23 protein-coding genes and 3 pseudogenes are annotated in these 26,445 nt (G+C 69.5%); 7 read left to right on the top strand and 19 right to left on the bottom strand.

Features of this window, described 5'->3' with window-relative positions; genetic code table 11:
* The first annotated feature begins 1 nt into the window (after position 1).
* Genes QRX50_RS14500 through QRX50_RS14520 form a run of 5 tightly spaced genes read left to right on the top strand, consistent with a single transcriptional unit; the run spans position 2 to position 4,288 of the window.
* Positions 2-532, top strand: a complete 531-nt coding sequence (locus QRX50_RS14500; RefSeq protein ID WP_285972458.1) for a 3-hydroxyanthranilate 3,4-dioxygenase — start codon at positions 2-4, stop codon at positions 530-532.
* Positions 532-1,551: an amidohydrolase family protein gene (locus tag QRX50_RS14505; RefSeq protein WP_285972459.1), complete on the top strand. Its 1,020-nt coding sequence runs from the start codon at positions 532-534 to the stop codon at positions 1,549-1,551. The genes QRX50_RS14500 and QRX50_RS14505 overlap by 1 nt, the downstream gene beginning before the upstream one ends.
* Complete coding sequence (locus QRX50_RS14510; protein WP_285972460.1) at positions 1,548-2,348, top strand: tryptophan 2,3-dioxygenase; 801 nt, start codon at positions 1,548-1,550, stop codon at positions 2,346-2,348. Before QRX50_RS14505 ends, QRX50_RS14510 begins: the two co-directional genes overlap by 4 nt.
* A 13-nt stretch (positions 2,349-2,361) precedes the next feature.
* On the top strand, positions 2,362-2,940 hold the full coding sequence (locus tag QRX50_RS14515) for an NADPH-dependent FMN reductase (protein WP_285972461.1): 579 nt from the start codon (positions 2,362-2,364) through the stop codon (positions 2,938-2,940).
* Between the two features lie 37 nt (positions 2,941-2,977).
* Complete coding sequence (locus tag QRX50_RS14520) at positions 2,978-4,288, top strand: MFS transporter (protein WP_285972462.1); 1,311 nt, start codon at positions 2,978-2,980, stop codon at positions 4,286-4,288.
* 44 nt (positions 4,289-4,332) lie between these two features.
* On the opposite strand, the gene QRX50_RS14525 is transcribed toward QRX50_RS14520, so the two are convergent.
* The 3 genes from QRX50_RS14525 to QRX50_RS14535 are packed head-to-tail and all read right to left on the bottom strand — an operon-like array spanning position 4,333 to position 7,098.
* Positions 4,333-5,457: an FAS1-like dehydratase domain-containing protein gene (locus QRX50_RS14525; RefSeq protein ID WP_285972463.1), complete on the bottom strand. Its 1,125-nt coding sequence runs from the start codon at positions 5,455-5,457 to the stop codon at positions 4,333-4,335.
* A complete protein-coding gene (locus QRX50_RS14530; protein WP_285972464.1) occupies positions 5,438-5,839 on the bottom strand; it encodes a carboxymuconolactone decarboxylase family protein in 402 nt (133 codons plus the stop codon). Before QRX50_RS14530 ends, QRX50_RS14525 begins: the two co-directional genes overlap by 20 nt.
* Before the next feature lie 17 nt (positions 5,840-5,856).
* Complete coding sequence (locus tag QRX50_RS14535) at positions 5,857-7,098, bottom strand: acetate--CoA ligase family protein (protein WP_285972465.1); 1,242 nt, start codon at positions 7,096-7,098, stop codon at positions 5,857-5,859.
* Between the two features lie 73 nt (positions 7,099-7,171).
* On the opposite strand from QRX50_RS14535, the gene QRX50_RS14540 reads away from it, so the two are divergent.
* Positions 7,172-7,873: a helix-turn-helix transcriptional regulator gene (locus QRX50_RS14540; protein ID WP_285972466.1), complete on the top strand. Its 702-nt coding sequence runs from the start codon at positions 7,172-7,174 to the stop codon at positions 7,871-7,873.
* Positions 7,874-8,012: 139 nt separating this feature from the next.
* Here the strand turns inward: QRX50_RS14540 and argG are convergent, their stop codons facing one another.
* The 5 genes from argG to QRX50_RS14565 all read right to left on the bottom strand — a co-directional run bounded on the left by argG (position 8,013) and on the right by QRX50_RS14565 (position 13,990).
* The gene (argG, locus tag QRX50_RS14545) at positions 8,013-9,464 is read right to left on the bottom strand and encodes an argininosuccinate synthase (protein ID WP_285972467.1); all 1,452 of its coding nucleotides are present in this window, start codon (positions 9,462-9,464) and stop codon (positions 8,013-8,015) included.
* Between the two features lie 161 nt (positions 9,465-9,625).
* Positions 9,626-10,393, bottom strand: coding sequence for an NPP1 family protein (locus tag QRX50_RS14550; protein WP_285972468.1), 768 nt, complete (start codon positions 10,391-10,393; stop codon positions 9,626-9,628).
* A gap of 128 nt (positions 10,394-10,521) precedes the next feature.
* Positions 10,522-12,792, bottom strand: coding sequence for an FtsX-like permease family protein (locus QRX50_RS14555; RefSeq protein WP_285972469.1), 2,271 nt, complete (start codon positions 12,790-12,792; stop codon positions 10,522-10,524).
* Positions 12,789-13,469, bottom strand: coding sequence for an ABC transporter ATP-binding protein (locus tag QRX50_RS14560; protein WP_285972470.1), 681 nt, complete (start codon positions 13,467-13,469; stop codon positions 12,789-12,791). The genes QRX50_RS14555 and QRX50_RS14560 overlap by 4 nt, the downstream gene beginning before the upstream one ends.
* Positions 13,466-13,990: a PadR family transcriptional regulator gene (locus QRX50_RS14565; RefSeq protein ID WP_285972471.1), complete on the bottom strand. Its 525-nt coding sequence runs from the start codon at positions 13,988-13,990 to the stop codon at positions 13,466-13,468. Before QRX50_RS14565 ends, QRX50_RS14560 begins: the two co-directional genes overlap by 4 nt.
* A gap of 290 nt (positions 13,991-14,280) precedes the next feature.
* Between QRX50_RS14565 and QRX50_RS14570 the strand changes: the two genes are divergently transcribed.
* The gene (locus QRX50_RS14570) at positions 14,281-15,462 is read left to right on the top strand and encodes a thioester domain-containing protein (protein ID WP_285972472.1); all 1,182 of its coding nucleotides are present in this window, start codon (positions 14,281-14,283) and stop codon (positions 15,460-15,462) included.
* A 69-nt stretch (positions 15,463-15,531) separates the two neighbouring features.
* Here QRX50_RS14570 and QRX50_RS14575 read toward each other — a convergent pair whose 3' ends face one another.
* The 11 genes and pseudogenes from QRX50_RS14575 to QRX50_RS14610 all read right to left on the bottom strand — a co-directional run bounded on the left by QRX50_RS14575 (position 15,532) and on the right by QRX50_RS14610 (position 26,440).
* Positions 15,532-15,753, bottom strand: a complete 222-nt coding sequence (locus tag QRX50_RS14575) for a hypothetical protein (protein WP_285972473.1) — start codon at positions 15,751-15,753, stop codon at positions 15,532-15,534.
* Positions 15,754-15,766: 13 nt separating this feature from the next.
* Complete coding sequence (locus QRX50_RS50280) at positions 15,767-16,048, bottom strand: hypothetical protein (RefSeq protein ID WP_434533399.1); 282 nt, start codon at positions 16,046-16,048, stop codon at positions 15,767-15,769.
* A 199-nt stretch (positions 16,049-16,247) separates the two neighbouring features.
* Positions 16,248-16,577 (bottom strand): annotated as a pseudogene (locus QRX50_RS50285) (alpha/beta fold hydrolase); the annotation flags it as partial.
* On the bottom strand, positions 16,493-16,768 hold the full coding sequence (locus tag QRX50_RS50290; RefSeq protein ID WP_434533400.1) for a hypothetical protein: 276 nt from the start codon (positions 16,766-16,768) through the stop codon (positions 16,493-16,495). The pseudogene QRX50_RS50285 and the gene QRX50_RS50290, both read right to left, overlap by 85 nt.
* A 97-nt stretch (positions 16,769-16,865) precedes the next feature.
* A pseudogene (locus QRX50_RS14585) lies at positions 16,866-17,204 on the bottom strand (response regulator transcription factor); the annotation flags it as partial.
* Between the two features lie 123 nt (positions 17,205-17,327).
* On the bottom strand, positions 17,328-17,777 hold the full coding sequence (locus tag QRX50_RS14590) for an alpha/beta fold hydrolase (protein ID WP_285972474.1): 450 nt from the start codon (positions 17,775-17,777) through the stop codon (positions 17,328-17,330).
* Positions 17,753-18,300: pseudogene (locus QRX50_RS49500) on the bottom strand (epoxide hydrolase N-terminal domain-containing protein). Before QRX50_RS49500 ends, QRX50_RS14590 begins: the two are co-directional and overlap by 25 nt.
* A 127-nt stretch (positions 18,301-18,427) precedes the next feature.
* A complete protein-coding gene (gene car / locus QRX50_RS14595) occupies positions 18,428-21,928 on the bottom strand; it encodes a carboxylic acid reductase (protein ID WP_285972475.1) in 3,501 nt (1,166 codons plus the stop codon).
* A gap of 236 nt (positions 21,929-22,164) precedes the next feature.
* On the bottom strand, positions 22,165-23,019 hold the full coding sequence (locus QRX50_RS14600; RefSeq protein WP_285972476.1) for a class I SAM-dependent methyltransferase: 855 nt from the start codon (positions 23,017-23,019) through the stop codon (positions 22,165-22,167).
* A 134-nt stretch (positions 23,020-23,153) separates the two neighbouring features.
* Complete coding sequence (locus QRX50_RS14605; protein WP_285972477.1) at positions 23,154-24,635, bottom strand: LCP family protein; 1,482 nt, start codon at positions 24,633-24,635, stop codon at positions 23,154-23,156.
* A gap of 260 nt (positions 24,636-24,895) precedes the next feature.
* On the bottom strand, positions 24,896-26,440 hold the full coding sequence (locus tag QRX50_RS14610; protein ID WP_285972478.1) for an acyl-CoA synthetase: 1,545 nt from the start codon (positions 26,438-26,440) through the stop codon (positions 24,896-24,898).
* Between the last annotated feature and the right edge of the window lie 5 nt (positions 26,441-26,445).

The following is a 26,445-nucleotide window of genomic DNA, read 5'->3' on the forward strand; positions in this document are numbered from 1 at the left end:
AATGACCGACATCAACCCCGTTTTCAACTTCGCCGCGTGGGTCGAAGAACACCAGCACCTGCTCAAGCCGCCGGTCAACAACAAGCAGATGTGGGAACGCACGGGCGACTTCATCGTGCAGGTCGTCGGCGGGCCCAACCAGCGCACCGACTTCCACGTGGACCCGTACGAGGAGTGGTTCTACCAGGTCAAGGGCAACATGCACGTGAACGTCATGACCGACGACGGCCAGCAGACCGTTCACGTGCGCGAGGGTGACATGTGGCTGCTGCCCGGCAACGTGCCCCATTCGCCGCAGCGCCCGGAGACCGGCTCGATCGGTGTCGTGATCGAGCGCGTCCGCGAAGAGGGCACGCTGGAGAAGTTCCAGTGGTACTGCCTCAACTGCGAACACCTCGTGCACGAGGTCGAACTCCAGGTGCGCGACATCGTCGCGGATCTGCCGCCGGTGTTCGAGCAGTTCTACAACGACGAGTCCCTGCGCAAGTGTGCCAATTGCGCCGTGGTGCACCCAGGAAGGTCCGCGCTCTGATGCCGCAGGTGATCGACGTCCACACGCACTACGTCCCGCGCGGCTGGCCGCAGCTGGGCGAAGCCGGCCCGGGACAGGAGAGCACTCTGCCGTGGCTGCGCGTCGAGAACGAGCGCGAGGCGACCATCATGGTCGGCTCGCGCGAGTTCCGGCGCATCCTCGCCAACTGCTGGGACGCGGGCGAGCGGCTGCGCGACATGGGCGAGGACCGGGTCGACGTGCAGGTCGTCTCGCCGACACCGGTGTTCTTCTCCTACGACCGCACGCCCGCCGAGGCCGTGCGGATCGCGAAGGTCTTCAACGACCTCGCCCTGGAGATCTGCGAGCCGGCCTCCGGACGGCTGCTGCCGTTCTGCCAGGTTCCGTTGCAGGACCCGGATCTCGCGTGCGAAGAGCTCGACCGCTGCCTCGCCGCCGGTCACCGCGGTGTCGAGATCGGCAACCACGTGGGCGACCGCGACCTCGACGACGCCGGCATCGTCACGTTCCTGCAGCACTGCGCGGCCAAGGGCGTGCCGGTGTTCGTGCATCCGTGGGACATGCCGAGCTCGCCGCGGCTGGGCCGCTGGATGTCGCAGTGGCTCACGGGCATGCCCGCCGAGACGCACCTTTCGCTGCTGGCGATGATCCTCGGCGGTGTGTTCGACCAGGTGCCCGAGACGCTCAAGATCTGCTTCGCCCACGGTGGTGGCTCGTTCGCGTTCTGGCTCGGCCGGCTCGAAAACGCCTGGCACGAGCGCCACGACGTGATCGGTGGCTCGGCCAACCCGCCGTCGAGCTACCTCGGCCGGTTCTCCGTGGACAGCGTGGTGTTCGACCCGTCGGCGCTGCGGCTGCTGGTCGACGTGCTCGGCGTGGAGAACATCCTGCTCGGCAGCGACTACCCGTACCCGCTGGGCGAACGGCCGGTGGGCCAGGTGGTGCGAAAGGCACAGTTCCTGTCCGAAACCGAACGCGGCCTGCTGCTCGGCGGCAACGCCGCGCGGTTCCTGTCCCTGCCCGAGGAGGTCACGACATGACCGCGTACAACTCTTACCTCAAGGCCGACGTGCTGCACACGCTGCAGGAGCCGGTGACCGACTTGGAGGGCGAGCGGTCGTTCCTCGTGGTGTGCCAGGTGCAGGAGCTGTACTTCGGCCTCATCACCACCGAGCTGCGCTTCGCCGCGAGGCACTTCCGGGACGGTGAGACCCCGTCAGCCGCGGCGGCTCTGCGGCGAGCGGCGGACCATTTCGCCGGCCTCAACGCGTCGTGGAAATCGCTGGAGTGGATGACCGTCGGCGACTTCCTGCCGATCAAGAACGGCCTCGGCTCCGTCCACGGCAAGTCCTCGTCGCTGCAGTCGTGGAAGTACCGCGAGCTGGTGTTCCTGCTCGGCATCCGTCCGCACGCGTTGGCCGACCCCGTGTCGTCGATGCCGGCCGAGCACTCGGCGCTGCTGACGACCCTGCGCGAGCCGAGCGTCTACGACGAGGCGCTGGCGCTGCTGAGCCGGCGTGGGCTGTCCATTCCGGACTCGGTCGCCAAGCGTGACCCGCAGGAGGAACACGAGCCGCACCCCGACTTGGTGCGCGCGTGGACCACGGTCTTCTACGGCGGTGACCCCGCGCTGGTGGACCTGCGGTCCTGCGGTGAGGCCCTGATGAAGATCGCGGAGGGCTACGCCGAGTACAAGCACCTTCACCTCGTGGCCACGCGCCGCTCGTTCGGCCACCGGCCCGGCTACTACGGCTCGAGCGGCCTCGACTGGCTGGCGCGGACGGCGATCGAGGTGCCGTTCCCCGAGCTGTGGTCGATGGACCCGGAAGATTCCTGACTGGAGAAAACCCTTGTCGAACTTGACGATCCTCGCGCTGTCGGGAAGCCTCCGCAAGGATTCCCTCAACACGCGCCTGCTCACGGCGGTCACGCGGCTCGCGCCGCCGGAGCTCACGTTCGACGTCTTCGGTGACCTGGCGGCGATCCCCCTGTTCAACGAGGACGACGAACACCCGGCCCCGTCCGCCGTCGCGCAGCTGCGCCACCGGATCCGCGCGGCCGACGGGGTGCTCATCGCGACCCCGGAGTACAACGCGGCCATGCCCGGCGTGCTGAAGAACGCGCTGGACTGGCTTTCCCGCCCCGTGGCCGAAGGTCCGGTGCTGGAACACAAGCCCGTCGCGATCATCGGCGCTTCGCAAGGGCCGCTGGGCACCATTCGCGCTCAGCTGAACCTGCGCTCGGTGCTGCACAAGATGAACGCCGACGCTCTCGGCCAGCCCGAGTTCGTGCTGCCCCACGCCCACCAGGCCCTCGCCGACGGCGAGCTGCCGGCGGGTTCGCCGTCGCCGGCGATCCTTACCGCCGTGGTCGACGGCCTGGTCGGCCTGATCGAACACCGGCGCGCCCTGGCCTCGCTCGGCCGGTGAAGCGCTTTCCCCGTCCCCTGAACAACGGAGTTCCCCCATGAGTCAGGTGTCCCCGCCGCCGCGGCAGATGAGAAAGAACATCCTCGTCAGCGTCGCCGGTTCGGCCATCGAGTGGTACGACTTCTTCATCTACGCGTCGGCTTCGGCGCTGGTGCTGAACAAACTGTTCTTCCCGTCGGTCGATTCCGTCGCGGGGACGCTGCTCGCGTTCAGCACGTTCGCCGTCGGGTTCCTGATCCGGCCCGTGGGGGCGGCCGTGTTCGGGCACTTCGGTGACAAGTTCGGCCGCAAACCGGCGCTGGTCACGGCCATGATGATCATGGGCGGTGCCACGACGGCGATCGGCTTGCTGCCGTCGTACGCCACGCTCGGCGTGGCCGCGCCGATCCTGCTCGTGGTGCTACGGCTGGTCCAGGGCCTCGCGCTGGGCGGGCAGTGGGGCGGCGCGGTGCTGCTGGTCACGGAGAGCGCGCCGGAGGGCAAACGTGGGTTCTACGGCAGCTTCGCGCAGCTCGGCGTGCCGATCGCGTTGATCTTCTCCAACGTGATGTTCCTGATCCTCTCGGCCGCGCTTTCGCAGGACGCGTTCCTGTCGTGGGGCTGGCGGATCCCGTTCCTGCTCAGCATCCTGCTCATCGCCGTCGGGCTCTACGCGCAGTCGCGCGCGTCGGAAACCCATGCCGCGCCCGCGGAGGAGCCGGCGCAGCGGCGCGCTCCGCTGCTGGAACTGCTGCGCTCGCACCCGAAGCAGATCCTGCTCGCCGCCGGCGCGACCGTGATCAACGGCGGCGCGTACTACCTGCTCACCGTCTACATCCTGTCGTACGCCACGCAGGCCCTGGGCGTGCCGCGCGGCACGATCCTGGTGGCCGTGCTGATCTCCGCGGTCGCCTCGGGCCTGACGATCCCGGCCGCCGCCGCGTTGTCCGACCGCGTCGGCCGCCGCAGGGTGTTCCTGAGCGGCGCCGCGGGGCTGGCGGTGTGGGGTTTCCCGATGTTCTTGCTGGTGAATACCGGCTCGCCGGTGCTGATCACCGTGGCGCTCGTCGTCGCGCAGGTCATCTTCAGCCTCACCTACGGCCCGTGCCCGGCGTTGTTCTCCGAGATGTTCGGTGCCCGCGTCCGCTACTCGGGTGTCTCGGTGGGGTACCAGATCGGCGCGGTCGCCGGCGGTGCTCTCGCGCCCATCATCGCGACGTCGTTGTTCGCCGAGTTCCAGTCGGCCAACGCGATCGCGCTGTACCTCGCGCTGATGGCCGCGGTGTCGTTCGTGGCGGTGTTCCTGGTGACGGAGTCCGTTCGTCGCAAGGGGACGGTCGGCACCCCGCTCGCCACTCCGGTGGACTGACGAAGTGCCGGCGGGCGGCGCGCACACCGCGCCGCCCGCCGGGTTCAGCTCAAGCGCACCAGGGCGCTGCCCTCGGCGGTCTGCTCGCCGAGCTGGTTGCGCGCGGACAAGGCGATCAGCACCTCGGCGTTGTCCCGCACCTCGGTCACCTTGCCGCCACACCAGACGGTGTCGCCGAAGATGTCGGGACGGCGCAGGCGCACGGAGAACTCGCGCAGCGAACCGGCGTCACCCATCCAGTTCAGCACGGGGTGCGCCATCCAGCCGCACTTCTGCGGGCCGTTGTTGTACGCGCCGGGCATGCCGATCTCCTTGGCCACCTCGGGGTCCTGGTGCCCGAGGCTGGGCAGCACGCGCTCGCTGAAGTACGTGGGGTCGTAGTTGTTCGGCAGCCGCTCCGGCTCCTCGACGGCCCACGTGCGGTACAGCCACGAGATCTCGCCCGCCTTGTAGCCGGGCGAGCCGATGCAGCCGGCGTAGTAGGCCGTCATCGTGATCTGGTCGATCGGGCCCTTCACGACCTCGGGCACCACGTCGCCGACCTGCACCTCGGCCGGGTCCCGGGGATCAGTGCCCCGCCGAGCCTCGGTCGTCGCCCAGCGGCGGATCTCCTCCAGCTCCTCGTCGCGGTAGACGTGCCGGTCGCGGGCCTTGTACGACAGCCCGCCGGACGCCGCCGCGCGTGGCACGCGGAACGTGCTGGCCAGCGCCTCGGCCAGCAGCACGCCGTCGCTCTCGCGGCGGTACTCCGTGTGCACGCGCTGGATCGCGAACCGGTCGGCGTGGCGACCACTGTGGACGGTCACCTTCCCCAGCCGCGCCTTCGGCAGGATCCGGTCGCCGCGGTGGATCGTCTCGTGGAACACCCACTCCGTGCCCGCGTAGATCGGCTGCACGCCGGGGAACCCGAGGCCGACGGCGCCGTCGTAGCTGGAGTACAGGAACGTCGGCGGGGCGATGACGCCACCGTGCGGGCTCGCCGCCGCGTACTGCTCGTCGTGGTACAGCGGGTTGTGGTCGCCGAGGCCCCAAGCGTAGTGGCGGATGGTGTCCAGCGTCGCCTCGTTGTTCCACGGTTCGACGCGGATCTCCTGACCTTCGAGCGCTGCCGCTTCCGACAGCATCTCGTCGGTGATCTCGGTGCTGAACTCAAGACGCGTGGTGGCCATTGGTGCTCGCCCCCTCTTCCTCGAAGTCGTTCTCCCAGGCCGCCCACAGCTTGTAGCCGACCTTGCCCCAGCCCGACACGCCCAGCACGAGGAACGCGATCTGCAGCGACTCACGCAGCTGCTCGGCGGTCAGCCCGGCGCGCTTGGCCGCACGCAGGTGGTTGATCGCGCCGCCGGCGTTGCTTACGGCGAGGTCGAACATGACCAGCAGCAGCTCCTTCATCGCGAGCGAGAGCCCGTCGGCGTGCTGGGTGTAGATCCGCTCGCGGATGTCGGTGTAGTCGCCGGCGAAGCCCTCGTCCATCGCGAACATCGTCGAGATGGCGGGCGGGATGTTGCCCAGCGACTCCTGGTAGTGCTGCAACCTGTCTTGTGCGGTCATGCTCTTCCCTTCACCCTTCATTTCCGCCCGATCGCGTCGATCGCGCGGACCCCGTCCGCCAGCACGAGCACGGGGTTGAGCTCCACAAAGGACACCGGCTGGTCGGCCAGCGCCGTGAACAAGGTGGTGACCGCGGTGTTGAGCGCTTCGACGTCACTCTCCGCCTGGCCGCGGTAGCCGGACAGGAGCACGCCGAGCCGGGACTCACGAAGCGTCGCCAGCCGTTGCCCGGCGGGCCAGCCGTGCCAGAGCACGACCTGGTCGTCGAGCAGCTCGGCGTACACGCCACCCGGGCGGAGCACGGCGGACAGGCCGTACTCCGGGTCGCGCACCACGGCCACCAGCACTTCCTGTCCCGCGCCGACGCCCTGTTGCACCACGACGTCGTCGCCGCGTTCGGCGCACACCATCGCGACCCGCTCGTACGCCGCCGTCAGGTCGTCCTCGCCGCGCACCACCGCGACGGCGCCGAGCTCGGACCGGTGCGCGATCGTCCGCCCGGCCGCCTTGACCGCCACGGGGTAGCCCCACCGGCCGGCCGCCTGCGCCGCGGCCTCCCGGTCGGGTGCGGAAACCCAAGGCGCCCAGGGGAAGTCGGTGGGTAGCAAGGCCGCGATGTCCGGCAGGCCGAGGTACCCGGTGAGGTCCTCGGCGGGTTCGGCCGCGGCTTGCGCACCCGCGTCGCCCGCCAGCAGGCCCAGCGTTTGCACGGCGCGTTCCGGCGTCGGGACCACGGCCACCCGAGCCGCGGCGAGCCGCGCGAGGAGGTTTTCCGGGATCGGGTCGTCCTCACTGAGGTGACTGAGCACGACCGGACTCGCGGTGGGGGGCCGCGCGACGAGGACCTCGGCCAGCACCTCGCGGTCGTGCGCGAGACTCGACTCGACGGCCACGACGATGTCCGATTCCGGCGCTTCGGACAACGTGGCCACCGTCCGCGCGAACGTCTCGGTCTCGCCGAGGAACGGCACGTCCATGGGATTGTGCAGCTCGACCCGATCGGCCAGCACCTCCCGCAGCCGGATCCGGGTGGAAGAACCCAGCTCCGGCAGCGACAACGCCGGCGCCTGCTGCACGCGGTCCGCCAGCACCACCGCTCCCGCCCCCGACACCGACGCGGCGGCGATCCGCGGCCGCGCCGGCAACTCGCCGACCACCTGCGCGGTCACGAGGCAGTCTGCCAGCTCCGCGATGCCCGGCACTCGCACGAACCCGGCTTGTTTCAGCACCGCGTGGGAGATGTCGCTTGACCCGACCACCCGCCCGGTGTGCCCGCCGGCGGCGAGCTGCCCGAGGTCGCTGTCGGCGATGCGGCGGGAGGAGGTGGCTGCGTTGAGTGGCGTTTCCAGCGACTACTACAGCCGCATCGAGCAGCAGCGCGGCCCGGTGCCGTCGGAGCAGATCCTGGCCGCGATCGCGCACGGCCTCCACCTGACGCTGGAGGAACGTGACCATCTGTTCCGCCTCGCGGGCCACGGCACCCCGCAGCGCGCCGTCCGCGGCGACCACATCAACGCCGGCCTGATGCGCGTGTTCGACCGCCTGCCGGACACGCCGGCGCAGATCGAGAACGTGCTCGGGGAGACCCTGCGTCAGACGCCGCTCGCGGTTGCTTTGCTGGGTGACGAGACTGCATACACGGGACTTTCGCGCGCTCGGGTTTTCCGCTGGTTCACCTCGGCGTCGGCGCGTGAGCGGTTGCCGCCGGAGGACCACGCGCACCACAGCCGCACGCTGGTGGCGCGCCTGGCGGAGGTCTTCGCCAAGACGGGCCGCTCGTCCCCGGCGGGCTCGCTGGTCGACGAGCTGTCCGCGCGCAGTCCCGAGTTCGCCGCGCTGTGGGCCGAACACCCCGTGCTCGGCCCCTACTGCGAGCCGAAACGCCTGCTCCACCCGGAGGTCGGCGCCATCGAGGTCCACGGCCAGACGCTGCTTGACCCCGATCAGTACCAGGCGCTGTTGATCTTCACGGCCGTGCCGGGCACGGAAAGCCACGAGAAGCTGCAGCTCTTGTCGGTGATCGGGGCGCTCTGAACCTTGCCGAGCACCACCGCGAGATCGCGCCGGTTTCTGGACTGAGCGGTGTGCTCGGCCCGAGGGGCCGAGCACACCGGGAGGGAAGAACCCGGCTCAAAGCGATCTCGCGCGCGTCGGCGGAGCCGGCGCAGACAACTCAGTCCGTGCCGGACTCCATGGCGGCGCTGTCCAGGAGCGAGACGTCGTCCGTCTTGCCGCGGGACGCGATGGCCTGGGCGCCGCCCTCGGGCATGGCGCCGATGAGGCCCGTGGAGGCGGCCTGGGCGGCGCCGATGAGGGCCGGGTGGGCGTTGGTGTTGCCGACCATGCCGAGGTTGGCGTACTGCTCGAGCTTCGCGCGGGAGTCGGCGATGTCGAGGTTGCGCATGGTCAGCTGGCCGATGCGGTCGACCGGGCCGAACGCGCTGTCCTCGGTGCGTTCCATCGACAGCTTGTCCGGGTGGTAGCTGAAGGACGGCCCGGACGTGTCGAGGATCGAGTAGTCCTCGCCGCGCCGCAGGCGGAGCGTGACCTCGCCCGTGATGGCCGTGCCGACCCAGCGCTGCAGCGACTCGCGCAGCATCATGGCCTGCGGGTCGAGCCAGCGGCCCTCGTACATGAGGCGGCCGAGGCGGCGGCCTTCGTTGTGGTAGCTGGCGACGGTGTCCTCGTTGTGGACCGCGTTGACGAGCCGCTCGTACGCCGCGTGCAGCAGCGCCATGCCCGGCGCCTCGTAGATGCCGCGGCTCTTGGCCTCGATGATGCGGTTCTCGATCTGGTCGGACATCCCGAGCCCGTGGCGGCCGCCGATCGCGTTGGCCTCGAGCACGAGGTCGACGGACGTCGCGAACTGCTTGCCGTTGATCGACACCGGGCGGCCCAGCTCGAAGCCGATGGTGACGTCTTCCGGCGCGATCTCGACGCTCGCGTCCCAGAACCGCACGCCCATGATCGGCTCGACGATCTCGATGCCGGTGTCGAGGTGCTCCAGCGACTTGGCCTCGTGGGTGGCGCCCCAGATGTTGGCGTCGGTCGAGTAGGCCTTCTCGGTGCTGTCGCGGTAGGGCAGCCCGTGGGCCACCAGCCACTCGGACATCTCCTTGCGGCCGCCGAGCTCCGTCACGAAGTCGGCGTCGAGCCACGGCTTGTAGATGCGCAGGGCGGGGTTGGCCAGCAGGCCGTAGCGGTAGAACCGCTCGATGTCGTTGCCCTTGTAGGTGGAGCCGTCGCCCCAGATCTGGACGTCGTCTTCGAGCATCGCGCGCACCAGCAGCGTGCCGGTGACCGCCCGGCCGAGCGGCGTGGTGTTGAAGTAGCTGCGGCCGCCGGAGCGGATGTGGAACGCGCCGCACGTCAGCGCCGCGAGCCCCTCCTCGACCAGCGCCTCCTTGCAGTCGACCAGCCGCCCGAGCTCCGCGCCGTACGACGTCGCACGCCCCGGCACCGACTCGATGTCGGGCTCGTCGTACTGCCCGATGTCGGCCGTGTAGGTGCAGGGCACGGCGCCTTTGTCACGCATCCACGCCACCGCAACGGACGTGTCGAGGCCACCGGAGAACGCGATGCCGACCCGCTCGCCGACGGGAAGGGAAGTGAGCACCTTGGACATGGGTATGATTATGCATCAGGATGTATGACTGTGCATAGTCGGGGCGGGAAGTCGTGACGCAGATCGCTCCGGCCGGCCGCGCGGACCAGCCTCGACACGCAGAAACGGGTGCCACCCTCCGTAGAGGATGACACCCGTCCTTCAGCGCAAACCCTCAGACCTCAGCCACGCGGGTCGAACGGAATTCCCGCCGGCAGTGAAGCCGCCAGCAGGTCGTTGTACCGAGCATCGTTGATCTTGATCGTCGCCGAGCCGAAGTCGGCGGACATGAGCTTGTCGCGCAGGGCCGTGGAGGGGTAGCCGTCGTAGCCGACCAGCGGCGGGTAACGCCAGTTGTGGTAGTGGTTCTCCGGCGGTTCGTCGTTGTTGTTGGCCAGGCGGAAGAAGTGCGTGCCCAGGCCGTCCTTGTGGTAGACGACCTTCGGGTGCGAGCCGTCGAAGAGCACCTGCGAGCGCGGGTACGTGACCTGGCTGCTGTGCTGCGTCGTGGTCACGAACTCGACCTGGTTGCTCGCCTGGTTGATCCAGGAGATCACGTGCTCCCAGTCGTGGCGGTGGCCGCCGAGGCCGCTGCCGGCGACGGCCTGGTCCTTCTCGAAGTAGCTGGCGTAGACCACTGCGCACCAGCCGTTGTTGCACTTCGAGCGGGAGTACGTCTGGGAGTTGTCGAGGTCGGACTGGTCGCGGCAGCTGCCGTTGACCGCGCCGGTGGTGTTGAGGCCGGGGGCGAGTGTGCCGTCCGGGCCGATGGCGGGCGTGGCGTAGCAGCCGTCGCCGTCGTAGTCGTACGCGGGCGAGAACGACTGGTCGTAGCCGCCGGCGTTCTGGGGGAGGTTGTGCGGGGGATCGGCGTACGCCGCGGCGGCCGGGATCACCAGCGCCAGCACGGTGGCGCCGAGCACCGCACCGAGCCGTTTGAAGGTTCGCATAAAGGTCGACCTTCCGAATGGGGACAGGGCGTTGATCATGCTGGCGCACCCGGCCCCCGTGGAGAAGGAGTTGGACCCGAAAAGCCCGCGACGAAGGTGGGTCGCGGGCCTTTCGGGGCGGTGAACACTCACTCGGCGCGCAGCGACTCCACCCGCGTGACCTGGCGCAGCAGCGGAATCGTGCACGCCGTCACCACGAACACCGCCGCCACGGCCGCGCCCGCCATGCTCGCGATCAGCCCGCCGTCCAGCTTCAGCGGGATGTCCGCGGCGCGCAGGATCGGCAGCGTCAGCCCGGTCCCGGTGAGCACGGCCAGCAGCACGCCGATCACCACAGGCAGCGCCGTCTGCGCGAACGAACTGCGGGCCAGCACGCCCAGCGGAACACCCGAAGCGGCCAACGCGGCCAACGCCCGGCGCCGCTCGGTGATCTGCTCGACGGCCAGCATCAGCAGGCTCAGCGCCGCCACGGCGAGCACGAACAGCGACGCCGTGAGCAGCACCGCCCGGATCGTGCCCAGCACGCCGATCGGCGCGCTCGCGGGCTCGTCGGTGTCCACCTCGACGTGCCAGGTCAGGCTCGCGACGGTGGCCGCCACGCGGTCGGCCAGCGCCGAAGTGCTCCCGGGGCCCTTGACGTACACCGTGGGCGCCCGCACCGGCACCTGAATCCCGGCGAGCGCGCCGTCGGTCACGAGCAGCGTGCCCTCCAGGTAGCGCGCGGCCGAGCTCGCCGGCACGCGCACCACCCCGGACGGGACCGTCCACATCGGACCACCACTGTCCGAACCGGACGACGTGAGACGCACCGCCCCGGTCGGGACCACCCCGTCGCCCACCGTGAACACCGAACCATCCACACAGGACGGCAGATCGGCTCGCAGTGCCAGTGCGGCGCACGATCCGATCTCCAACCCGGCGTACTGGTCACCGGCGACGGCGGACGTCTGCCGGATCATGCCCACCTGCAGCCCGGCCAGGCCCGAAACGCGTTGCTGCGCTTCGGCGGCCGTCGCCTTGTCCGCGATCACGCTCACGTGCGCCGCGCCCGCCCACGACGGGTGATCCTGGGTTTCCGCCGCGTCCGCCGCGAGCAGGGAGTTGAGCACGACCTGCAGCAGGATGCTGCCGGCCACCACCACGACCAGCCCCGAAACGACCCGGCTCGGCGTGCCGCTGTCGAGCTGCAACCGCCGCACGGCGAGCTGCCACGCGGGCGGGCCGCCGTGCAGCCGGCTCGCGATCCCCTCGACGATCCACGGCAGCAGCACTGTCACGCCCACCAGCAGGAACGCGGAACCCCCGGTGAGCGCAATCAGCACGCTGTCGCTGCCGTGTCCCGGCTCGGTCGCGTACGCCGTGCCGACGAGCAGCACGCCCACGCCGGTGATCAGCCAGCGCCACCACATCCGCCGTCGCACGGGCTTGCCCTGGCGCACCACGCCGAGCGGCTCCACGATCGTCCGCCGCAGCCCGAATAGCGCCGCCCCGACAGCCAGCGCCGGCACGAGCACCACCACCAGCACCGCGAGCGGCCACGACGGCACGAAGTCCTCGCCGAACACGCGGTAGCCGAACAGGTCCAGCGACCCCAGCGTCGGGCGCACCGCCAGGAACAGCGCCACGCCGAGCACCAGGCCGATCGTCGCGCCCAGCAACGACTCCCCGGCCGCGACCCAGCGGATCTGCCGCGCGTCCACGCCGAGCAGGCGCAGCGCCGCCAGCCGCTGGTCGCGCTGCGCCGCCCCCATGCGCGACGCCGTGGTCACGAAGATCAGCAACGGCAGCAGCAGCGCGATCACCACCGGCACCACCGCGATGAGCATCGACGTCGCCACGGCCAGCCGCGGCGGTTGCCCGCCGCCGAAGCCGTAGATCGTCTCCACGTCCGGGTTCGACTTCGCCTCGGCGACCGTGGTGCCGTACCAGGCGGTGATCTCGCCGGCGTCGACGAGCCCGGGCTTGCTGATCGTGCCCGCCGGCGCCGCGGGCAGCCGGGCCCGCAGCCCCGCGCCGTCCGGCCCGGCCAGCAGGCGCGCGAGCTCGGGCGACACGATGAGCTCACCCGGTTTCGGCACCGCGCTCAGCCCTGGTGGCACCGGTGCGTGCGGTCCCCCGGCCGCGACCGAGTGCACGTCCACGAACCGGTTGCCCCGGATCGCCGACCACTTGACCGCGTACAGCGGGTCGACGCCGGGCTTCGGCTGCGTGATCTCGGCGGTCGCGGCCGCGCGGTCCTCCCGCGCGCCGACGACCGAGCTCACGGACGCCGCCGGCAGCAGAACCGCCACCACGAGCCCGATGCCCACCGCCGTCATCGTGAGGCGCAGCAGCGCCTGTCCCGACATCCGGCCGCCCCCGACGGCCAGCCGGAGGCCGAGAAGGAGGTTCGCGATCACTGCGCGAGCTCCCGATCCGCTACGCGCCCGTCGCGCACCACGATCTCGTGGTCCGAGTACGCGGCGACGCGCGCTTCGTGCGTCACGAGCACGACGGCCGCGTTGGTCTGCCGTGCGGCCTCGGTGAACATGCGCATGACCTTCTCGCCATTGAGCGAGTCGAGCGCGCCCGTCGGCTCGTCGGCGAAAACCACCTTCGGCCGGGTCACGAGCGCACGGGCGACGGCGATGCGCTGCCCCTGCCCGCCCGAGACGTCACCCGGGCGCTTGTCCGCGACGTCGGACACCTGCAGCCGCTCGAGCCACTCGCGCGCGACATCCTCGGCCTTGCGCCGCCCGACCTTCGCCAGGCGCAGCGGCAGCGCGACGTTCTCCAGGCACGTCAGCTCCGGCACGAGCTGTCCGAACTGGAACACGAAGCCGAACTCCGTGCGCCGCAACGCACTGCGCTCGCGGTCGCTCATGGCGACGAGGTCGCGGCCCCCGTAGGTGATGGTGCCGGCGTCGGGGCGGACGATGCCGGCGAGGCAGTGCAGCAGCGTCGACTTGCCCGAGCCCGACGGGCCCATGATCGCGAGCACCTCCCCGGCCGCGACGGACACGCCGGCGCCGCGCAGCGCCTGCGTGGGGCCGAACGCCTTCTCCACGCCGTCGGCGGCGAGCAGGGGTTCCGTCATGACCGCACCTCGCTCGCCAGCTCGTCGAGGCGCGCGGCCGTGAGCTCGAGCCAGCGCAGGTCGGCTTCGAGGTGGAACAGCGCGTGGTCGCAGATCAGCTGCGTCGCGAGGTCGCCCTCACGCTTGCGGCGCGTGAGCTCGCGCATCACGTCGAGGTGCTTGGCGCGCTGCGCGTCCAGCACGGTGGTGGCGCTGCGTCCGGACAGCAGCGCGAGCACGACCTTGGTGTACAGCGTGTTCTGCAGGTACGGCTCGGGATTCTCCGGCGTCGCGAGCCAATGTTCGACGTCGGTGATGCCGGCGTCGGTGATCGTGTAGCGCTTGCGCTCCGGCCCGTCGCCGGCCTCGACGCCCGCGACCTCGACGAGGCCGTTTTTGAGCAGGCGCGAGAGCGTGGCGTAGACCTGCCCGTAGGCGAGTGGCCGGTCTTGGCCGAACTGTTCGTCGTACGCGCGTTTCAGGTCGTACCCGTGCCGCGGTCCTGGCTCGAGCAAGGCGAGCAGGGTGGTCCCCACCGACATGTCTGGTCCCCTTCGGACGATCGCTATACATCGAGAATATACATCGCGTGTATACGCAGGTGATCGGGGTGTGTCCGATTTGCTCAGTGGCAGTGCGTAAACGGCTTGGTGACGCCCAGGTGGACGACCCTAACGGGGGTGGGGACCACCGTGAGTGGCCATGTGAGCTGTGTGTATGCTTCCGCATCGCTTGACTGGGTGGATTCTCACCTGATTGGTGGCCGTCGTGATCGGGGTGTGTTTTCTCACGCGGCTCCGACTTTCTGGTTCGGGCTTGGATGGGAGAACAGATGCAGGTCAGGTCAGGTCTGGTGCGAGGCGGGATCGCGGCTGCCGCCGCGGCCGTCGCGCTGATGGCGGCCGCTCAGGGCGCCACCGCGGACACCGGTACGAAGGCTGAAGACGGCGCGGCTCGTGGGCGCCTGGTCCCCGGCGCGTTCACCAACGGCTTCGGTGTCAACCTGAACGAAAACGGCAAGGACCACTACTACGACACGGTCCTGTTCGGCCTCAAGCTCTCCGACGGCAGCACGCTGAAGCTGTACTGCGTCGAGATCGAGACGAACATCGACGAGCAGCAGGACATGCTCGAGACGCCGTGGGACAAGTACCCGAACCCGAACTCGCCGTTCAACAAGAACAACGCGAAGATCAACTGGGTCCTGCACCACGGCTTCCCGACCGAGGACCTCAAGGGCATCGAGGCCGAGCTGAAGGGCGTCACGCTGCACGACGGCCTTTCGCAGGCCGAGGCGATCGCCGCCACGCAGGCCGCCGTCTGGCACTTCAGCGACGGCAAGGAGCTGGACCGCGACAAGCCGGTGCAGTACGGCAACGCTGACAACAGCGCCGACGTGCTCGCGCTGTACGACTACCTCACGGGCAGCGACAACGTCGGCATCGGCCAGCAGCCCAAGCCGACGCTGAGCATCACCCCGGCCTCGGCCAAGGGCGAGGCCGGCACCCGCATCGGCCCGTTCACCATCGCCACCACCGGTGACATCACTGACCTCACCACGCAGCTGCCCGACGGTGTCAAGCTCACCGACGCCGACGGCAAGGCCGTGACGGAGGGCGAGGTCAAGGACGGCACCAAGCTGTACCTCGACGTGCCCAAGGACGCCAAGGCCGGCACCGCCGAGCTGGCGCTCAAGGCCGTCGGCCACCTCGACACCGGCCGCCTCTTCGTGGGCGAGAACTACGTCAAGCACCCGGCGCAGTCGCTGATCGTCGCGGAGTCGCAGAAGACCACGGTCGACACCTCGGCCACCGCCGCCTGGACCGAAGCCGGCGTCACCCCGCCGACCACCCCGGCGGCGCCGACCACCCCGGCCGCCCCGCCGGCGGGCGGCTCGCAGCCGCTGGCGAACACCGGCGTGGACGCCTCGCTGCCCATCGGCATCGGCGCGGCCCTCGTCCTGGCCGGCGGCGCGATGCTGGTGCTGGTGCGCCGTCGTCGTAGCAACGCCTGAGTGTTGTAGCTGAACGAAGAAGGCGGGGCCGGTCCATTGTGGACCGGCCCCGCTTTCGTTTCTGCCGGGTCAGCCGACGATCACCCCGGTGATCACGCCCTCGTGAGCCGCCAGCCGCACGCGGTTGTGCAGCTTGATCAGGGCGCGGTCATGGGGGCTGGGCGTGTCGATGAGAAACCCGTGGCGGCTCAGCTCGATCACGGCTTTCCGGATCGGCATCCCGACCACGTCTTCAGGGCGGAACTGAGGATCTCGCGGTGGTCCGCCGTCGCGGATGCCCTTGTGGCCCATGGGGCCACGGTACTCAGAGCCGGTCCGCGTCCACGATCGCTTTTGTGAAGTCCGAAGGCGCTTCCTGGGGGACGTTGTGGCCGATGCCGGGCAGGACGCGGTGGTCGTACTTGCCCGTGAACTGCTTGCGGTAGCCCGAGCCGTCGGCGGCGGTGCCGTCGAAGTCGCTGGCGACGGTGATGGTGGGCAGGGCGATGGTGGGGCTCTGCTGCAGCTTCGCTTCGAGCCGGTCGTACTGCGGTTCGCCGTGGGCGAGGCCCAGGCGCCAGCGGTAGTTGTGGACCACGATGGCCACGTGGTCCGGGTTGGTGAACGAACTGGGCGGTGCGCTGGTAGGTCGCGTCGTCGAAGTGCCACTTCGGGGAGACGGTCTGCCAGATCAGCTTGTTGAACTCGTCGGTGTTGCGCGTGTAGCCGAGCACGCCGCGTTCGGTCGAGAAGTAGTACTGGTACCACCAGCCGAGCTCGGCGGCGGGCGGCAGCGGGTCACGCTGCGTCTTCACGTTGGTGATGAGGTACCCGCTCACGAGCATCAGCGCCTTGCACCGTTGCGGCCACAGCGCGGCCACCGCGCCGGCCGTGCGGGAGCCCCAGTCGAAGCCGCCGATCACGGCACGGCCGATCTTCAGCGCGTCCATCAGCGCGATGACATCGGCGGCGACCGCGGACTGCTGGGCGTTGCGGAACGTCGAACCCGAGCGGAACGTGGTGGTCCCGTAGCCGCGCAAGTACGGCACGATCACGCGGTAACCCCGCGCCGCCAGCGCGGGCGCGACGTCGACGTAGCTGTGGATGTCGTAGGGCCACCCGTGCAGCAGGAGCACGACCGGTCCGTTCGCGGGCCGGCCTCCGCGTAGCCGATGTTCAGCACACCCGCCCGCACCTGCTTCAGCGGGCCGAACGACGTGTGCGTGCCAACCCCAGCAGCCGCGACCGCCGGAGCAGCGGCACCCACGACCGAGGCCGTCGCCACCCCGGCGGCGAGCACCTGCGAAAACTGTCTCCTGCTGATCATCCGAAGCCACTCCCGAAGTCGAAACCCTCTACCGCGCTCGAACGGTAGGCAGTGGCGGGGTGACTTCGCGCCCGTCAGGTGACGCCGTAGGTGTACGTCATCCCTCGCGGCGCAGCGCGGCACTCAGCTCGCCCCGGGCGCTGATGCCGAGCTTCGGGAAGATCCGGTGCAGGTGCGTGCTCACGGTCCGGTGCGACAGGTACAGCCGCTGCCCGATCTCCCGGTTCGTCAGGCCCTCCGCGGCCAGCTGCGCGATGTTCAGCTCGTGCGCCGTGAGGTCACCGAGCGCGTCCGGCTCGCGGTCCGGCGTCGCTTCGCCCGCGGCGCGCAGCTCGCGAGCGGCCCGATCGCTGGACGCCGTGACGCCCAGCGCGTCGAACGTTTCCCGTGCCGCCCGCAGGACCGGCCGCGACTCCGCCGCCCGGCGATGCCGGCGCCCGATGCCACGCCCGTCGTCCGGGTTCGGTCAGCGTCGCGGCCAATGCGTGATGCGCGGAGCGACGCGCGGCGGGTGTCGCTGAGCGGACGATGGCGGCGCGGGTCAGCGCGTGCCGGAACGTCACGGTCGTCGCGTCCACCTCGACCAGCCCCGCGGCGAGTAGCCGGAGCCGCGGGTGTACAGGGCATTCAGCGAGTCGAACGCCGCACGCTCCTCAGTGGACATACCCGCCGGTGCGGGCCCGCCGTCGGTGAGGATCTTCGCGATCTCCGGCGGCACGGTCGCGGGCATGTTCACGTGGATGCCCAGCAGGCCGGCGGGCTTCTGCGCGGCGAGCACGTCGGAGACGACCGAACCCCAGTCGCCGCCTTGTGAGACGTACTCGTGGTAGCCCAGGCGTTTCATCAGGACGTCCCACGCTCGCGCGATCCGCGCTGGGCCCCAGCCCGTCGCCGTCGGTTTGCCGGAGAAGCCGTAACCGGGCATCGAGGGGATGACTACGTGGAACGCGTCGGCTGCGCTGCCGCCGTGGCGCGTCGGGTCGGTCAGGGGGCCGATGACCTTGAGCATTTCGAGGATCGAGCCGGCCAGCCGTGGGTGATGACGATCGGCAGCGCGTTCTCGTGCTTCGAGCGGATGTGCAGGAAGTGGATGTCGAGGCCGTCGATTTCCGTGGCGAACGGGGGAGGGAATTGAGCTTCGCCTCGACTTTGCGCCAGTCGTAGCGGGTGGTCCAGTACTTGACGAGGTTCTGGACGCGTTGGAGCTGAAGGCCTTGCGAATCGTCGGTGACGGTCTCCCGGGTCGGCCATCGCGTGGCGCGCAGCCGGTCGCGGAGGTCGGTGAGGTCGCGTTGTGGCACGTTGCCGCGGAAGCGGCGGATCGCGCTGGGTCCGGCTGTGGTGCTCCCCAATGCGTTCGCAGGCGCCGACAGCAGCGTCGACGCACTGGCCGCGACGGCCCGCGCCCCCGCCGACGTGGCGAGGAATCTACGCGGGAATGCTCGGACGTGTTCTCGGACATCACTGGTTCTCCTCGGCGGGAAAGAATGCGGCCTGGACAGCCGTTTCCGACGCTCGCCGTTCTTGATCATCGCGGCCAGCGCCCGCGTCCCGCCTCGAAAAGATGGCGATTGCCGTTGCTTTCCTGGCGTTTTTCGTGGGTGAGTATTACGGAGTTCTTGCCCGGCGCCGAGCCGTCACCGGCGCCGGGCAAGAGTCTCAGATCAATCCGAGCTGCGACAGATCCGCCGCGTACTTCCGGATCAGCTCCGCCGTCACGTGCGGGATGTCCTTGTCCGCGCCGATACCGGCGTCCTGCACCGCCGAGCGGAAGTGCTCGGTCGGAATGCCGGCGCCGTCGACCGGTTCGGCCGGCGCGGAGAACGCGTGCAGCAGCGGCAGCAACGAGTGCTGCTTCTGCTTCTCCGGCAACCCGCGGATGGCCGTCTCGAAGCGGGTGAACCACTCGGCGTAGTCGTCGATGCGCTTGATCGGATATCCGGCCGACACGAGCCAGCCGACGTAGGTGTCGAGGGAGACGCCGTCTTCGTGGGGGTTGAGGACGTTGTAGGTGCGGTAGCCCTCGGTCTCCTGGGTGCCGAGGGTGGTGATGGCCTCGGCGGTGAAGTCGGCGGGCAGGCCGTCGTAGTGGGCGGGCGCGCTGGTCCGGTAGAACGATCCGGGCGCGATGCCCGTGACGATGAGGGACAGCAGCAGCCGCGTGAACATGTCCGGCACGTTGAGCTGGCCGGAGTACCGGCTGTGCGCCAGGATCATGTCGGAGCGGAAGGTGGCGACGGGCAGGCCGAAGGCGTCGTTGGCCTCGCGCAGCAGCACCTCGCCGGCCCACTTGCTGGTGGCGTAGCCGTTGGCGTAACCGTCGTCGAGCACGCGCACGGGGCTCGTCACGCGGATGTCCGACACCTCGTCGGCCGAGGACGCCTGCTCGGCGATCACGGCCACTGTGGACAGATACGTGATCGGCTTCATCCGTGCGGTCAACGCCATTCGGATCAGCTCCGCGGTGCCCACCACGTTGGGGCCGAACAGCTGGTCGTACGGCAGCACGTGGTTCACCAGCGCGGCCGGGTGCACGATGAGGTCGACGGTGTCGGCCAGCCGTCGCCAGGTCGCCTCGTCGAGGCCGAGGTCCGGCTCGCCGATGTCGCCCGCCAGCACCTCCAGGTGGTCGGCGGCCAGATCGCGGAAGTGTCGCAGCAGCTTGGCGTCACCGCTGTCGAACGCGTCCTCCAGCCGCTTGCGCGCGGCGTCGGCGGAGCTGCCGCGGACGATGCAGATGAGCCGGCCACCCGATTCGGCCAGGCGTTCCAGCCACTCCAGGCACAGGAACCGGCCGAGGTACCCGTTGGCGCCGGTCAGCAACACCGTGCCGACGGTGCCCGCCGGGCGCGCCAGCGTCGACGCGCCGTCCAGGGTGGCGGCGTCGAGGAACTTGTCCAGCGTGAGCTCGTCGGCGCGGGCCTCGGTGCTGCCCGCGCCGTGGACCTTGGCGAAGGAGGGCCGCTTGGCGCCCGACTCGCGCGCGTCCTCGATGTACGACGCGAGCTTGCGCAGGTCGGTCGCCGGGCTGATGACCACACCGACCGGCACCTCGACGTCGAAGATCTCCCGCAGCAAGTTGGAGAACGTCAGCGCCGACAGCGAGTCGCCACCCAGCTCCACGAAGTGCGCCTCGGGGCTCAGCTCGCCCGAAGACGCGCCGAGCAGCGCTTGCGCCGCCCGCACGACCGTGTCGAACACCGGCTGCGAACGCCCGACCTGCCGCAGTTCGCGCAGCTCGCTCGACTCGCGCTCGGCGATCTCGCGGTAGAGCTGTTCGAGCCGCTCGCCGTAGTGCTCCTTGAGCTTCGGCCGCGACAGCTTGCGGATTCCTGTGAGCAGCCCGTTTTCAGGGCTGAACGGCTCGGTCTCCACGAGGAAGTCACGCGGGATCTCGTACGAGTTGAGGTCGGACTCCTTCGCGATGCTCTGCAGCGATTCGCTCAGCTGCACCTTGAGCTTTTGCCCGTCACCGAACGCTTCCAAGGCCTCCGGCGTCGGCACGATCACCGCGAGCAGGTACGCGCGCTCACTGCTGCCGTAGAGGTAGATCTGCCGGATCGCCGGCGCGGCCGCGAACTCGGCCTCCAACCGCGACACGGCCACGAACTCACCCTGCGACAGCTTCAGCACGTTCTTGCGCCGGTCGAGGTAGAACAGGGTGTCCGGTGCGGTCTCGACCATGATGTCGCCGGTGCGGTAGTAGCCGTCCTCGTCGAACACCTCGGCCGTGGCGTCGGGGCGCTTGTAGTAGCCGGGCACCAGGCTGGTCGCCTTGATCAGCAGCTCCCCCCTCGGGTGCGGGGAATCGGTGGAGAAGTAGCCGAGCTCCGGGACGTCGTCGAGCTTGTAGTCGAGCACCTGCGGGCGGGTCGGCTTGTGGTCGAACAGCACGATGCCGGCCTCGGTGGATCCGTAACCGTCGTGCAGTTCGAGACCGAGCACCGACTCGATGAAGGCCTGCATCTCCGCCGACAGGGGGGCGGAACCGGAACCGGCCCAGACCATCCGCCCGCCCAGGAAGCTCGTGCGCAGGTCGAGCTTGACCTCGGCTTCCAGCTCGGCCGAGTAGCCGGCGCCGAGCGCGCGGCGGTCGAGCTCGCTCTGGTAGTGGTGGAAGATCATTTCGCAGATGCGCGGCACCATCACCATCTGGGTGGGGCGCGTCAGTGCGATGTCCTCGAACAAGGTGGACAGGTCGCTCTTCGCGGCGAAGTGGACGGTACCGCCCTCGGCCAGGGTGTCGACGAGCAAGGCACGGCCCATCACGTGGCTGAGCGGCATGAAGTTGAGGTCCACCAACGCGAACGAGGGTCGTTCGGGGAAGAACCCGTGCCACAGGTTCGCGATGAGCCGGTCGGTGTACATCGCGCCCTTGGGCGTGCCCGTGCTGCCCGAGGTGTAGATGAGCAGCGACAGACGATCCGGGTCCGCGGCAGGAGCCGGCGCGGGCGCCGTGGTGGCGCCGCGTTCGAGTACCGCGCTCAGCGGCTCGACGCCGATCGGGCTGTCGGCCGAGGCGAGCCGCGCCTTGGCGGCCTCGAACTTCTCGCGCTCGGTATCGACGTCGGAGTGGTAGTCGAACACCAGCACGCGCTGCACGGTCGTGCTGTCGAGCACGAGGTCGACGGCGGTCTCGAGGTTGTCCACATTGGCCGCGAGGAGCTTCGGCCCGGTCTCGGTGACGATCGGTTTGAGCGTGCCCGCCGTCGCGCCGGCCTGCAGCGGCACCGACACCACCTCGGCGCGGACGCAGGCGAGGTCGATGATCGCGTACTCGGTGCTCGTGAAGCCGAGCGTGGCCACGAAGTCACCGGCTGCCAGAGGGGTATCGGCGTGGTGGGTCCACTCGCCCGCGATGGCGCCCGCGCGCCGCCATGCTTCGCCGTAGGTCACCGTGTCGAACCGCGGCAGCAGCCGGCGCGTGGTGCGGTCCGTCGCCGGATCGGTCACCGCCTCCGTGGCCCGTTCGGCGAAAGCGGCGCGGTCCGCGTACCCCGTCATCACCGTTTCGATCAGCTCGACCAGCGACAGCCCCGGTCGTCGGATCGCGTCGGCGACCCCCGCGTCCGGGGCCGCGTCCCGCAGTGGGGGCTCAGCCCTCAGTAGCTCCTCGACGCGGTGCTCGGTACTGGTGATCTCGGTCGGCGGGGTCGCCAATGCTCAGCCCTCCCTGGGTCGGCGTTCGTCCAGCGGGAGGCGCCGTTGGCTCCTTTTGGGCTAGTTGTTTGCGTCCCCTAAGTTTACTGATCGTGGTCGGGTGGACACCCGGTTGTGTTTGTGATCATGAACGCGTTGTGGCGTCTCGATCACGCCTGGTAGGAAAACGGTCAATGGGCAACAGGAGTCACACGTACCCCGAGATTCTCTGACGCGGACGAACTACGCAACGGGGATCAGGAGGGATTTCCGTTGCGCAGGAAGAAGTACGCGTAGCGCTCGTCCAGCTCGTTCTTCGGGACGAGGTGGACGGCGAGCGGCTGCAGGCCGCAGCGGGTGGTGGTCTGCCAGAACGCGTCGATGCCGTACGTGGTCATCTCGGCCAGCCCCGTGCGGTAGGCGCGGCGGCGAGGCCCGGTGTGCCACGAGCCGGGGTCGTACTTGATCTGGATCATCGCCAGGCCGCCGGGAGTCAGCAGCTGCCGGGCGATGCGCAGCAGGCGTTCGCCGTACTCCGGGGTGGGGATGAGCTCGAAGACGTAGCAGGAGAAGAAGACGTCGACCAACCCGCCGGCGGCATCGAGCGCTTCTTCCGGATTCGCGACGTCGATCGCGACCGGCCGGAATGGGGTGTCACACGCGGCTCTCACTTGGCGCTCGCATTCCTGCAGCGTTTCCGCCGCGATGTCGACGCCGATGAATTCTTCCGCGCGCGGAGCGAAGTGGATCGCGTTCGCGCCACCACCGCAGCCCCATTCCAGAACGCGGTGCCACGGGCCGGTGAAGCCCGCCATCCGGGCGCCCGCGTCGAACAGGTCGAGGTGCTCGTGGCCGAGGCGCGACCACAGATCGCTGCCCTGGAACACGGACGCGTCGCGCCAATGTGCGTTGGCCTGCCAGCGATCCCCGCTCGGCCGGCGCCAGTACGTCTGAGAGTCGGCGGAGATCCGCGACTCCGGCTGGCGGGCGCCGACGGTCGCGAGCACACGCTGTGCGAGCTCTTCGGCACTCGCCGCCACCCGTTTCGCGTTGGCCGCGGAAACGTGGTTCAGCAGGTTCCGGAAGTTGGCCGGTTTCTGTCTTTCGGGCATGGCGGGGAACCCTTTTCGCCGTCGTTTCGGTTCACTCGCTCAGTCCGAAACCACCCAGCAGGCGTTACCGAAGTGCCCGAAATAAAAGCGAATTCCCAGAATGCCCAAAAACGATTTATCGGGACGAAAAGGACTCAGTTCACGCAGGGGACGCCGTCGCCGGTGATCGGCGGCGGGGCCTGCGCGGGCGCGGGGCTCACGAACGCCGCCGGGTGCACCTGCGGCGCGCCGCCGGTGCTCGACGAGCCGCTGGAGTCCTCGTAGTCCTTGCCAAGGAACACGCGGAAGTGGTCCTTGTCCAGCGAGGAGTCGGGGCTCACCGCGATGCCGCCGAGTGTCTTCGCGATCTGCGTCGCCTCGGTCTTCTGGCTGTGGCCGTAGAAGACGATCGACATCTTGCGGGTGGTCGCGTTGGCCACCGTGCCCTTGCCGTAGCCGGCCGCCGCGAGCTTGTCGGCCACGTTCGCGGCCAGGCCACTGGTGTCCGACGCGTTGCGCACGTCCACGGTGTACTGGCTCAGGCTGGAGTCGCCCGGCGCGGCGGGCGCGTTCGACGAAGACGTCGCCGGCGTGCCCAGCTGCTGGCGCACGAACTGCTGCACCTGGTCGGGATCCACCTCCACCGCGTCGCCATCCGACGGCGTCTTGAGCGAGATGTTCACGACCGGCACGGTGACGAACTTCAGCGCGCCCGCGCTCATGCCGTGCAGCTGCTGCGCGAACCCGACGATGTCCCAGCCGGAGTCGACCACCACGGCCTTCTTCACGGCCGTGATCAGGTTGTCCAGCTTGCCCGGGTCGGCGAGCGTGCCGGCCGACAGGATCGTCTTGGCCATGCTCGCCATGAACACCTGCTGGCGCTTGATGCGGTCGAGGTCGCCGTTGGGCAGCCCGTGGCGCTGACGCACGAACTGCAGCGCCTTCGCGCCGCCGACGCTCTGCGGGCCCGCCGCGAAGTTGGCGCCCGAGTAGGAGTCGTGCACGGCCTTGCTCAGGCAAACCGGCACGCCGCCGACGGCTTCGCTCAGGTAGTAGAACCCGGCGAGGTTCACGGCGGCGTAGTGCGTGATGGTGAGGCCGGTGAACTGCTGCACGGTGTCGATCGCCGTCTTCGCGCCGGCCTGCGCGGAGTCCGTCTCCACCTGCGCCCCGGACTCACCCTGCGCGACCAGCTTGTTCTTCTCCGCGACGAGGCCGTAGGTGTACGCGGAGTTGATCTTGTGCTTGCCGTAGCCGCCGGCAACTTGCACGTAGGAGTCACGCGGGATGGAGATCGCGGTCGCCTGGCCGCCACCCGCGGGGATGTGGATGACGATCATGGTGTCGGTCGTGTCGCCACCGTCGTCGGCGCCGCCCGCGTGCAGCTGCGAGAGCACGTCGGCGGGCAGCGGGTTGCCCTGTGCGTCGGTGCGCGTGTCGAGGCCGACCATGAGGATGTTCTGCTCGCCCAGCGGCGGCTGGTCAGCTCCGGTGATCACATCGGCCCTGGTCAGGCCGTCGGTGAGTGACTGCAGGGTCGACCATGCGTAGCCGGTGCCGCCCAGTACGAGCAGGGACACGACCACGACCACGACTTGGGCCGCGCGCAGCGGACCGGAGGCCTTGGTGCGACGCATCAGGGCTCCTCTTCTGCAGTTTCTCCGGCATCCCGGGGCCCGACGCCATCCGGTGCTCGAAATGCCAACGGTAGCGGCCCCGTTTCCGGCCTCGGCCGGGGGGCGTTTTCGATGTCGTTACGGGAGTGGGCAAGACCGGACAAAGGTCTGTGCCGGTGTGATTATTCGGGGTTGGCGCAGAGTGTTCACGCGGACACGCGAAATCGCCGCCGCGGGGACGCTGGGTCCCGCACGGCGGCGAAGTGCCCGGTGGGTGCCGCTCAGCGGAGCAGCTGTGCCTTGACGTCCGTCTTCAGCACTTTGCCCACCTTCGACCGCGGGAGGTCGGGCCAGATCTGCACGACCTTCGGGGTTTTGACGCTGCCGAGCAGTTCCTTCACGACGGCGCGGAGCTCGTCCTCGGATGCCGACCGTCCACTGTGGAGCTGCACGACCGCGGTGACCTGTTCGCCCCACTTCTCGTGCGGCAGACCGACCACAGCGCAGTCCTGCACGGCCGGGTGCGTCATCAGGGCCTGCTCGACTTCGGCGGAGTACACGTTGAAACCGCCCGTGATGATCATGTCCTTGGCGCGGTCGACGATGTGGAGGTACCCCTCGTCGTCGAGGTAACCGATGTCGCCGGTGTGGTGCCAGCCGTAGCGGCTGACGTCCTCGGTCGCGGCGGGGTTCTTGTAGTAGCCCGGCATCACGAGCGGTCCGCGCACCACGATCTCGCCGCGCGCGCCGGGCGGCAGCAGGGATCCGTTGTCGGACATGATGGCCACGCGGGTGAGCGGCGTGGGCCGGCCCGCGGAGGTGAAGCGTTCGCGGGCGAGGGAACCGTCGGCGTGGAAGTGCTCGGCCGGCGCCAGAGTCGAGATCATCATGGGTGCTTCGCTCTGGCCGAAGAGCTGGCCCAGCACCGGGCCGATGCGCGTGATCGCCTCCTCGAGCCGCGCCGCCGACATCGGAGCCGCGCCGTACCACAGGCAGTCCAGCGAACTGAAGTCCGTTGTGGACAGCCCAGGGTGGTCCAGGAGCAAGTAGATGAGTGTCGGCGGCAGGAACGTGTGCGTGATGCGGTGCCGTTGCACCAGCGCCAGGAACTCGCCCAGATCCGGCTTCGGCATCACGACGATCTCGCCGCCCAGCATCAGCACCGGGAAACACAGCACGCCCGCCGCGTGCGTCAGCGGCGCCAACGCGAGGTACCGCGGCCGCGGCGAGAACGGGTAGCTCATGAGCGTCAACGCCGACATCGTCTCGACGTTGTGCCCGGTCAGCATCACACCCTTCGGCCGGCCGGTGGTGCCGCCAGTGCCGACGAGCAGCGCCACGTCGTCGGGCGGCGCCACCTCGAACGGTGCCGCCTCGAGCCCGCCGAGCCACTCCGGCAACGACACCGCGCCCGGCATCGGACCGTCCAGGCACACCACCGTTTTCACCGCCGGCAGGTCCGCCACGATGCGAGAGACGAGCGGCGCGAAGGAAGACTGCACCAGCAAGCACGTGCAGTCGAACAGGTCGAGCAGCTCCCTGTTCTCGGCCGCCTCGTTGCGCGGGTTGACCGGGCACCAGACCGCCCCTGCGCGGCTGATGCCGAAGACGCAACCGAACGCAACCGGGTCGTTCCCCGAGAGGATCGCGACCTTGTCGCCCGGCCGCACGCCCGAGCGCGCCAGCGCCCGCGCGACCCGCCAGGAGAGTTCCTGGACCTCGCCGTAGCTCAGCGAAACGCCATCCTTCGCTGGGCCGCCGTAGGTCAAGCACGGCGCCGAAGGGCCCAGCGAGGCGCCCTTGTCGAGGTAGTCGATCAACCGCACCGCTC

Origin of the sequence: Amycolatopsis sp. 2-15 (assembly GCF_030285625.1) — a bacterium.
GTDB classification, from domain to species: domain Bacteria; phylum Actinomycetota; class Actinomycetes; order Mycobacteriales; family Pseudonocardiaceae; genus Amycolatopsis; species Amycolatopsis carbonis.

Bases quoted from the DNA above. Each gene is read 5' to 3' on its own strand.
- QRX50_RS14500 (WP_285972458.1), top strand. From the start codon at position 2: ATGACCGACATCAACCCCGTTTTCAACTTCGCCGCGTGGGTCGAAGAA.
- QRX50_RS14505 (WP_285972459.1), top strand. From the start codon at position 532: ATGCCGCAGGTGATCGACGTCCACACGCACTACGTCCCGCGCGGCTGG.
- QRX50_RS14510 (WP_285972460.1), top strand. From the start codon at position 1,548: ATGACCGCGTACAACTCTTACCTCAAGGCCGACGTGCTGCACACGCTG.
- QRX50_RS14520 (WP_285972462.1), top strand. From the start codon at position 2,978: ATGAGTCAGGTGTCCCCGCCGCCGCGGCAGATGAGAAAGAACATCCTC.
- QRX50_RS14525 (WP_285972463.1), bottom strand. From the start codon at position 5,457: ATGGCCACCACGCGTCTTGAGTTCAGCACCGAGATCACCGACGAGATG.
- QRX50_RS14530 (WP_285972464.1), bottom strand. From the start codon at position 5,839: ATGACCGCACAAGACAGGTTGCAGCACTACCAGGAGTCGCTGGGCAAC.
- argG (WP_285972467.1), bottom strand. From the start codon at position 9,464: ATGTCCAAGGTGCTCACTTCCCTTCCCGTCGGCGAGCGGGTCGGCATC.
- QRX50_RS14550 (WP_285972468.1), bottom strand. From the start codon at position 10,393: ATGCGAACCTTCAAACGGCTCGGTGCGGTGCTCGGCGCCACCGTGCTG.
- QRX50_RS14560 (WP_285972470.1), bottom strand. From the start codon at position 13,469: ATGACGGAACCCCTGCTCGCCGCCGACGGCGTGGAGAAGGCGTTCGGC.
- QRX50_RS14565 (WP_285972471.1), bottom strand. From the start codon at position 13,990: ATGTCGGTGGGGACCACCCTGCTCGCCTTGCTCGAGCCAGGACCGCGG.
- QRX50_RS14570 (WP_285972472.1), top strand. From the start codon at position 14,281: ATGCAGGTCAGGTCAGGTCTGGTGCGAGGCGGGATCGCGGCTGCCGCC.
- QRX50_RS14575 (WP_285972473.1), bottom strand. From the start codon at position 15,753: ATGGGCCACAAGGGCATCCGCGACGGCGGACCACCGCGAGATCCTCAG.
- QRX50_RS50290 (WP_434533400.1), bottom strand. From the start codon at position 16,768: ATGATCAGCAGGAGACAGTTTTCGCAGGTGCTCGCCGCCGGGGTGGCG.
- QRX50_RS14590 (WP_285972474.1), bottom strand. From the start codon at position 17,777: ATGCTCAAGGTCATCGGCCCCCTGACCGACCCGACGCGCCACGGCGGC.
- QRX50_RS14600 (WP_285972476.1), bottom strand. From the start codon at position 23,019: ATGCCCGAAAGACAGAAACCGGCCAACTTCCGGAACCTGCTGAACCAC.
- QRX50_RS14605 (WP_285972477.1), bottom strand. From the start codon at position 24,635: ATGCGTCGCACCAAGGCCTCCGGTCCGCTGCGCGCGGCCCAAGTCGTG.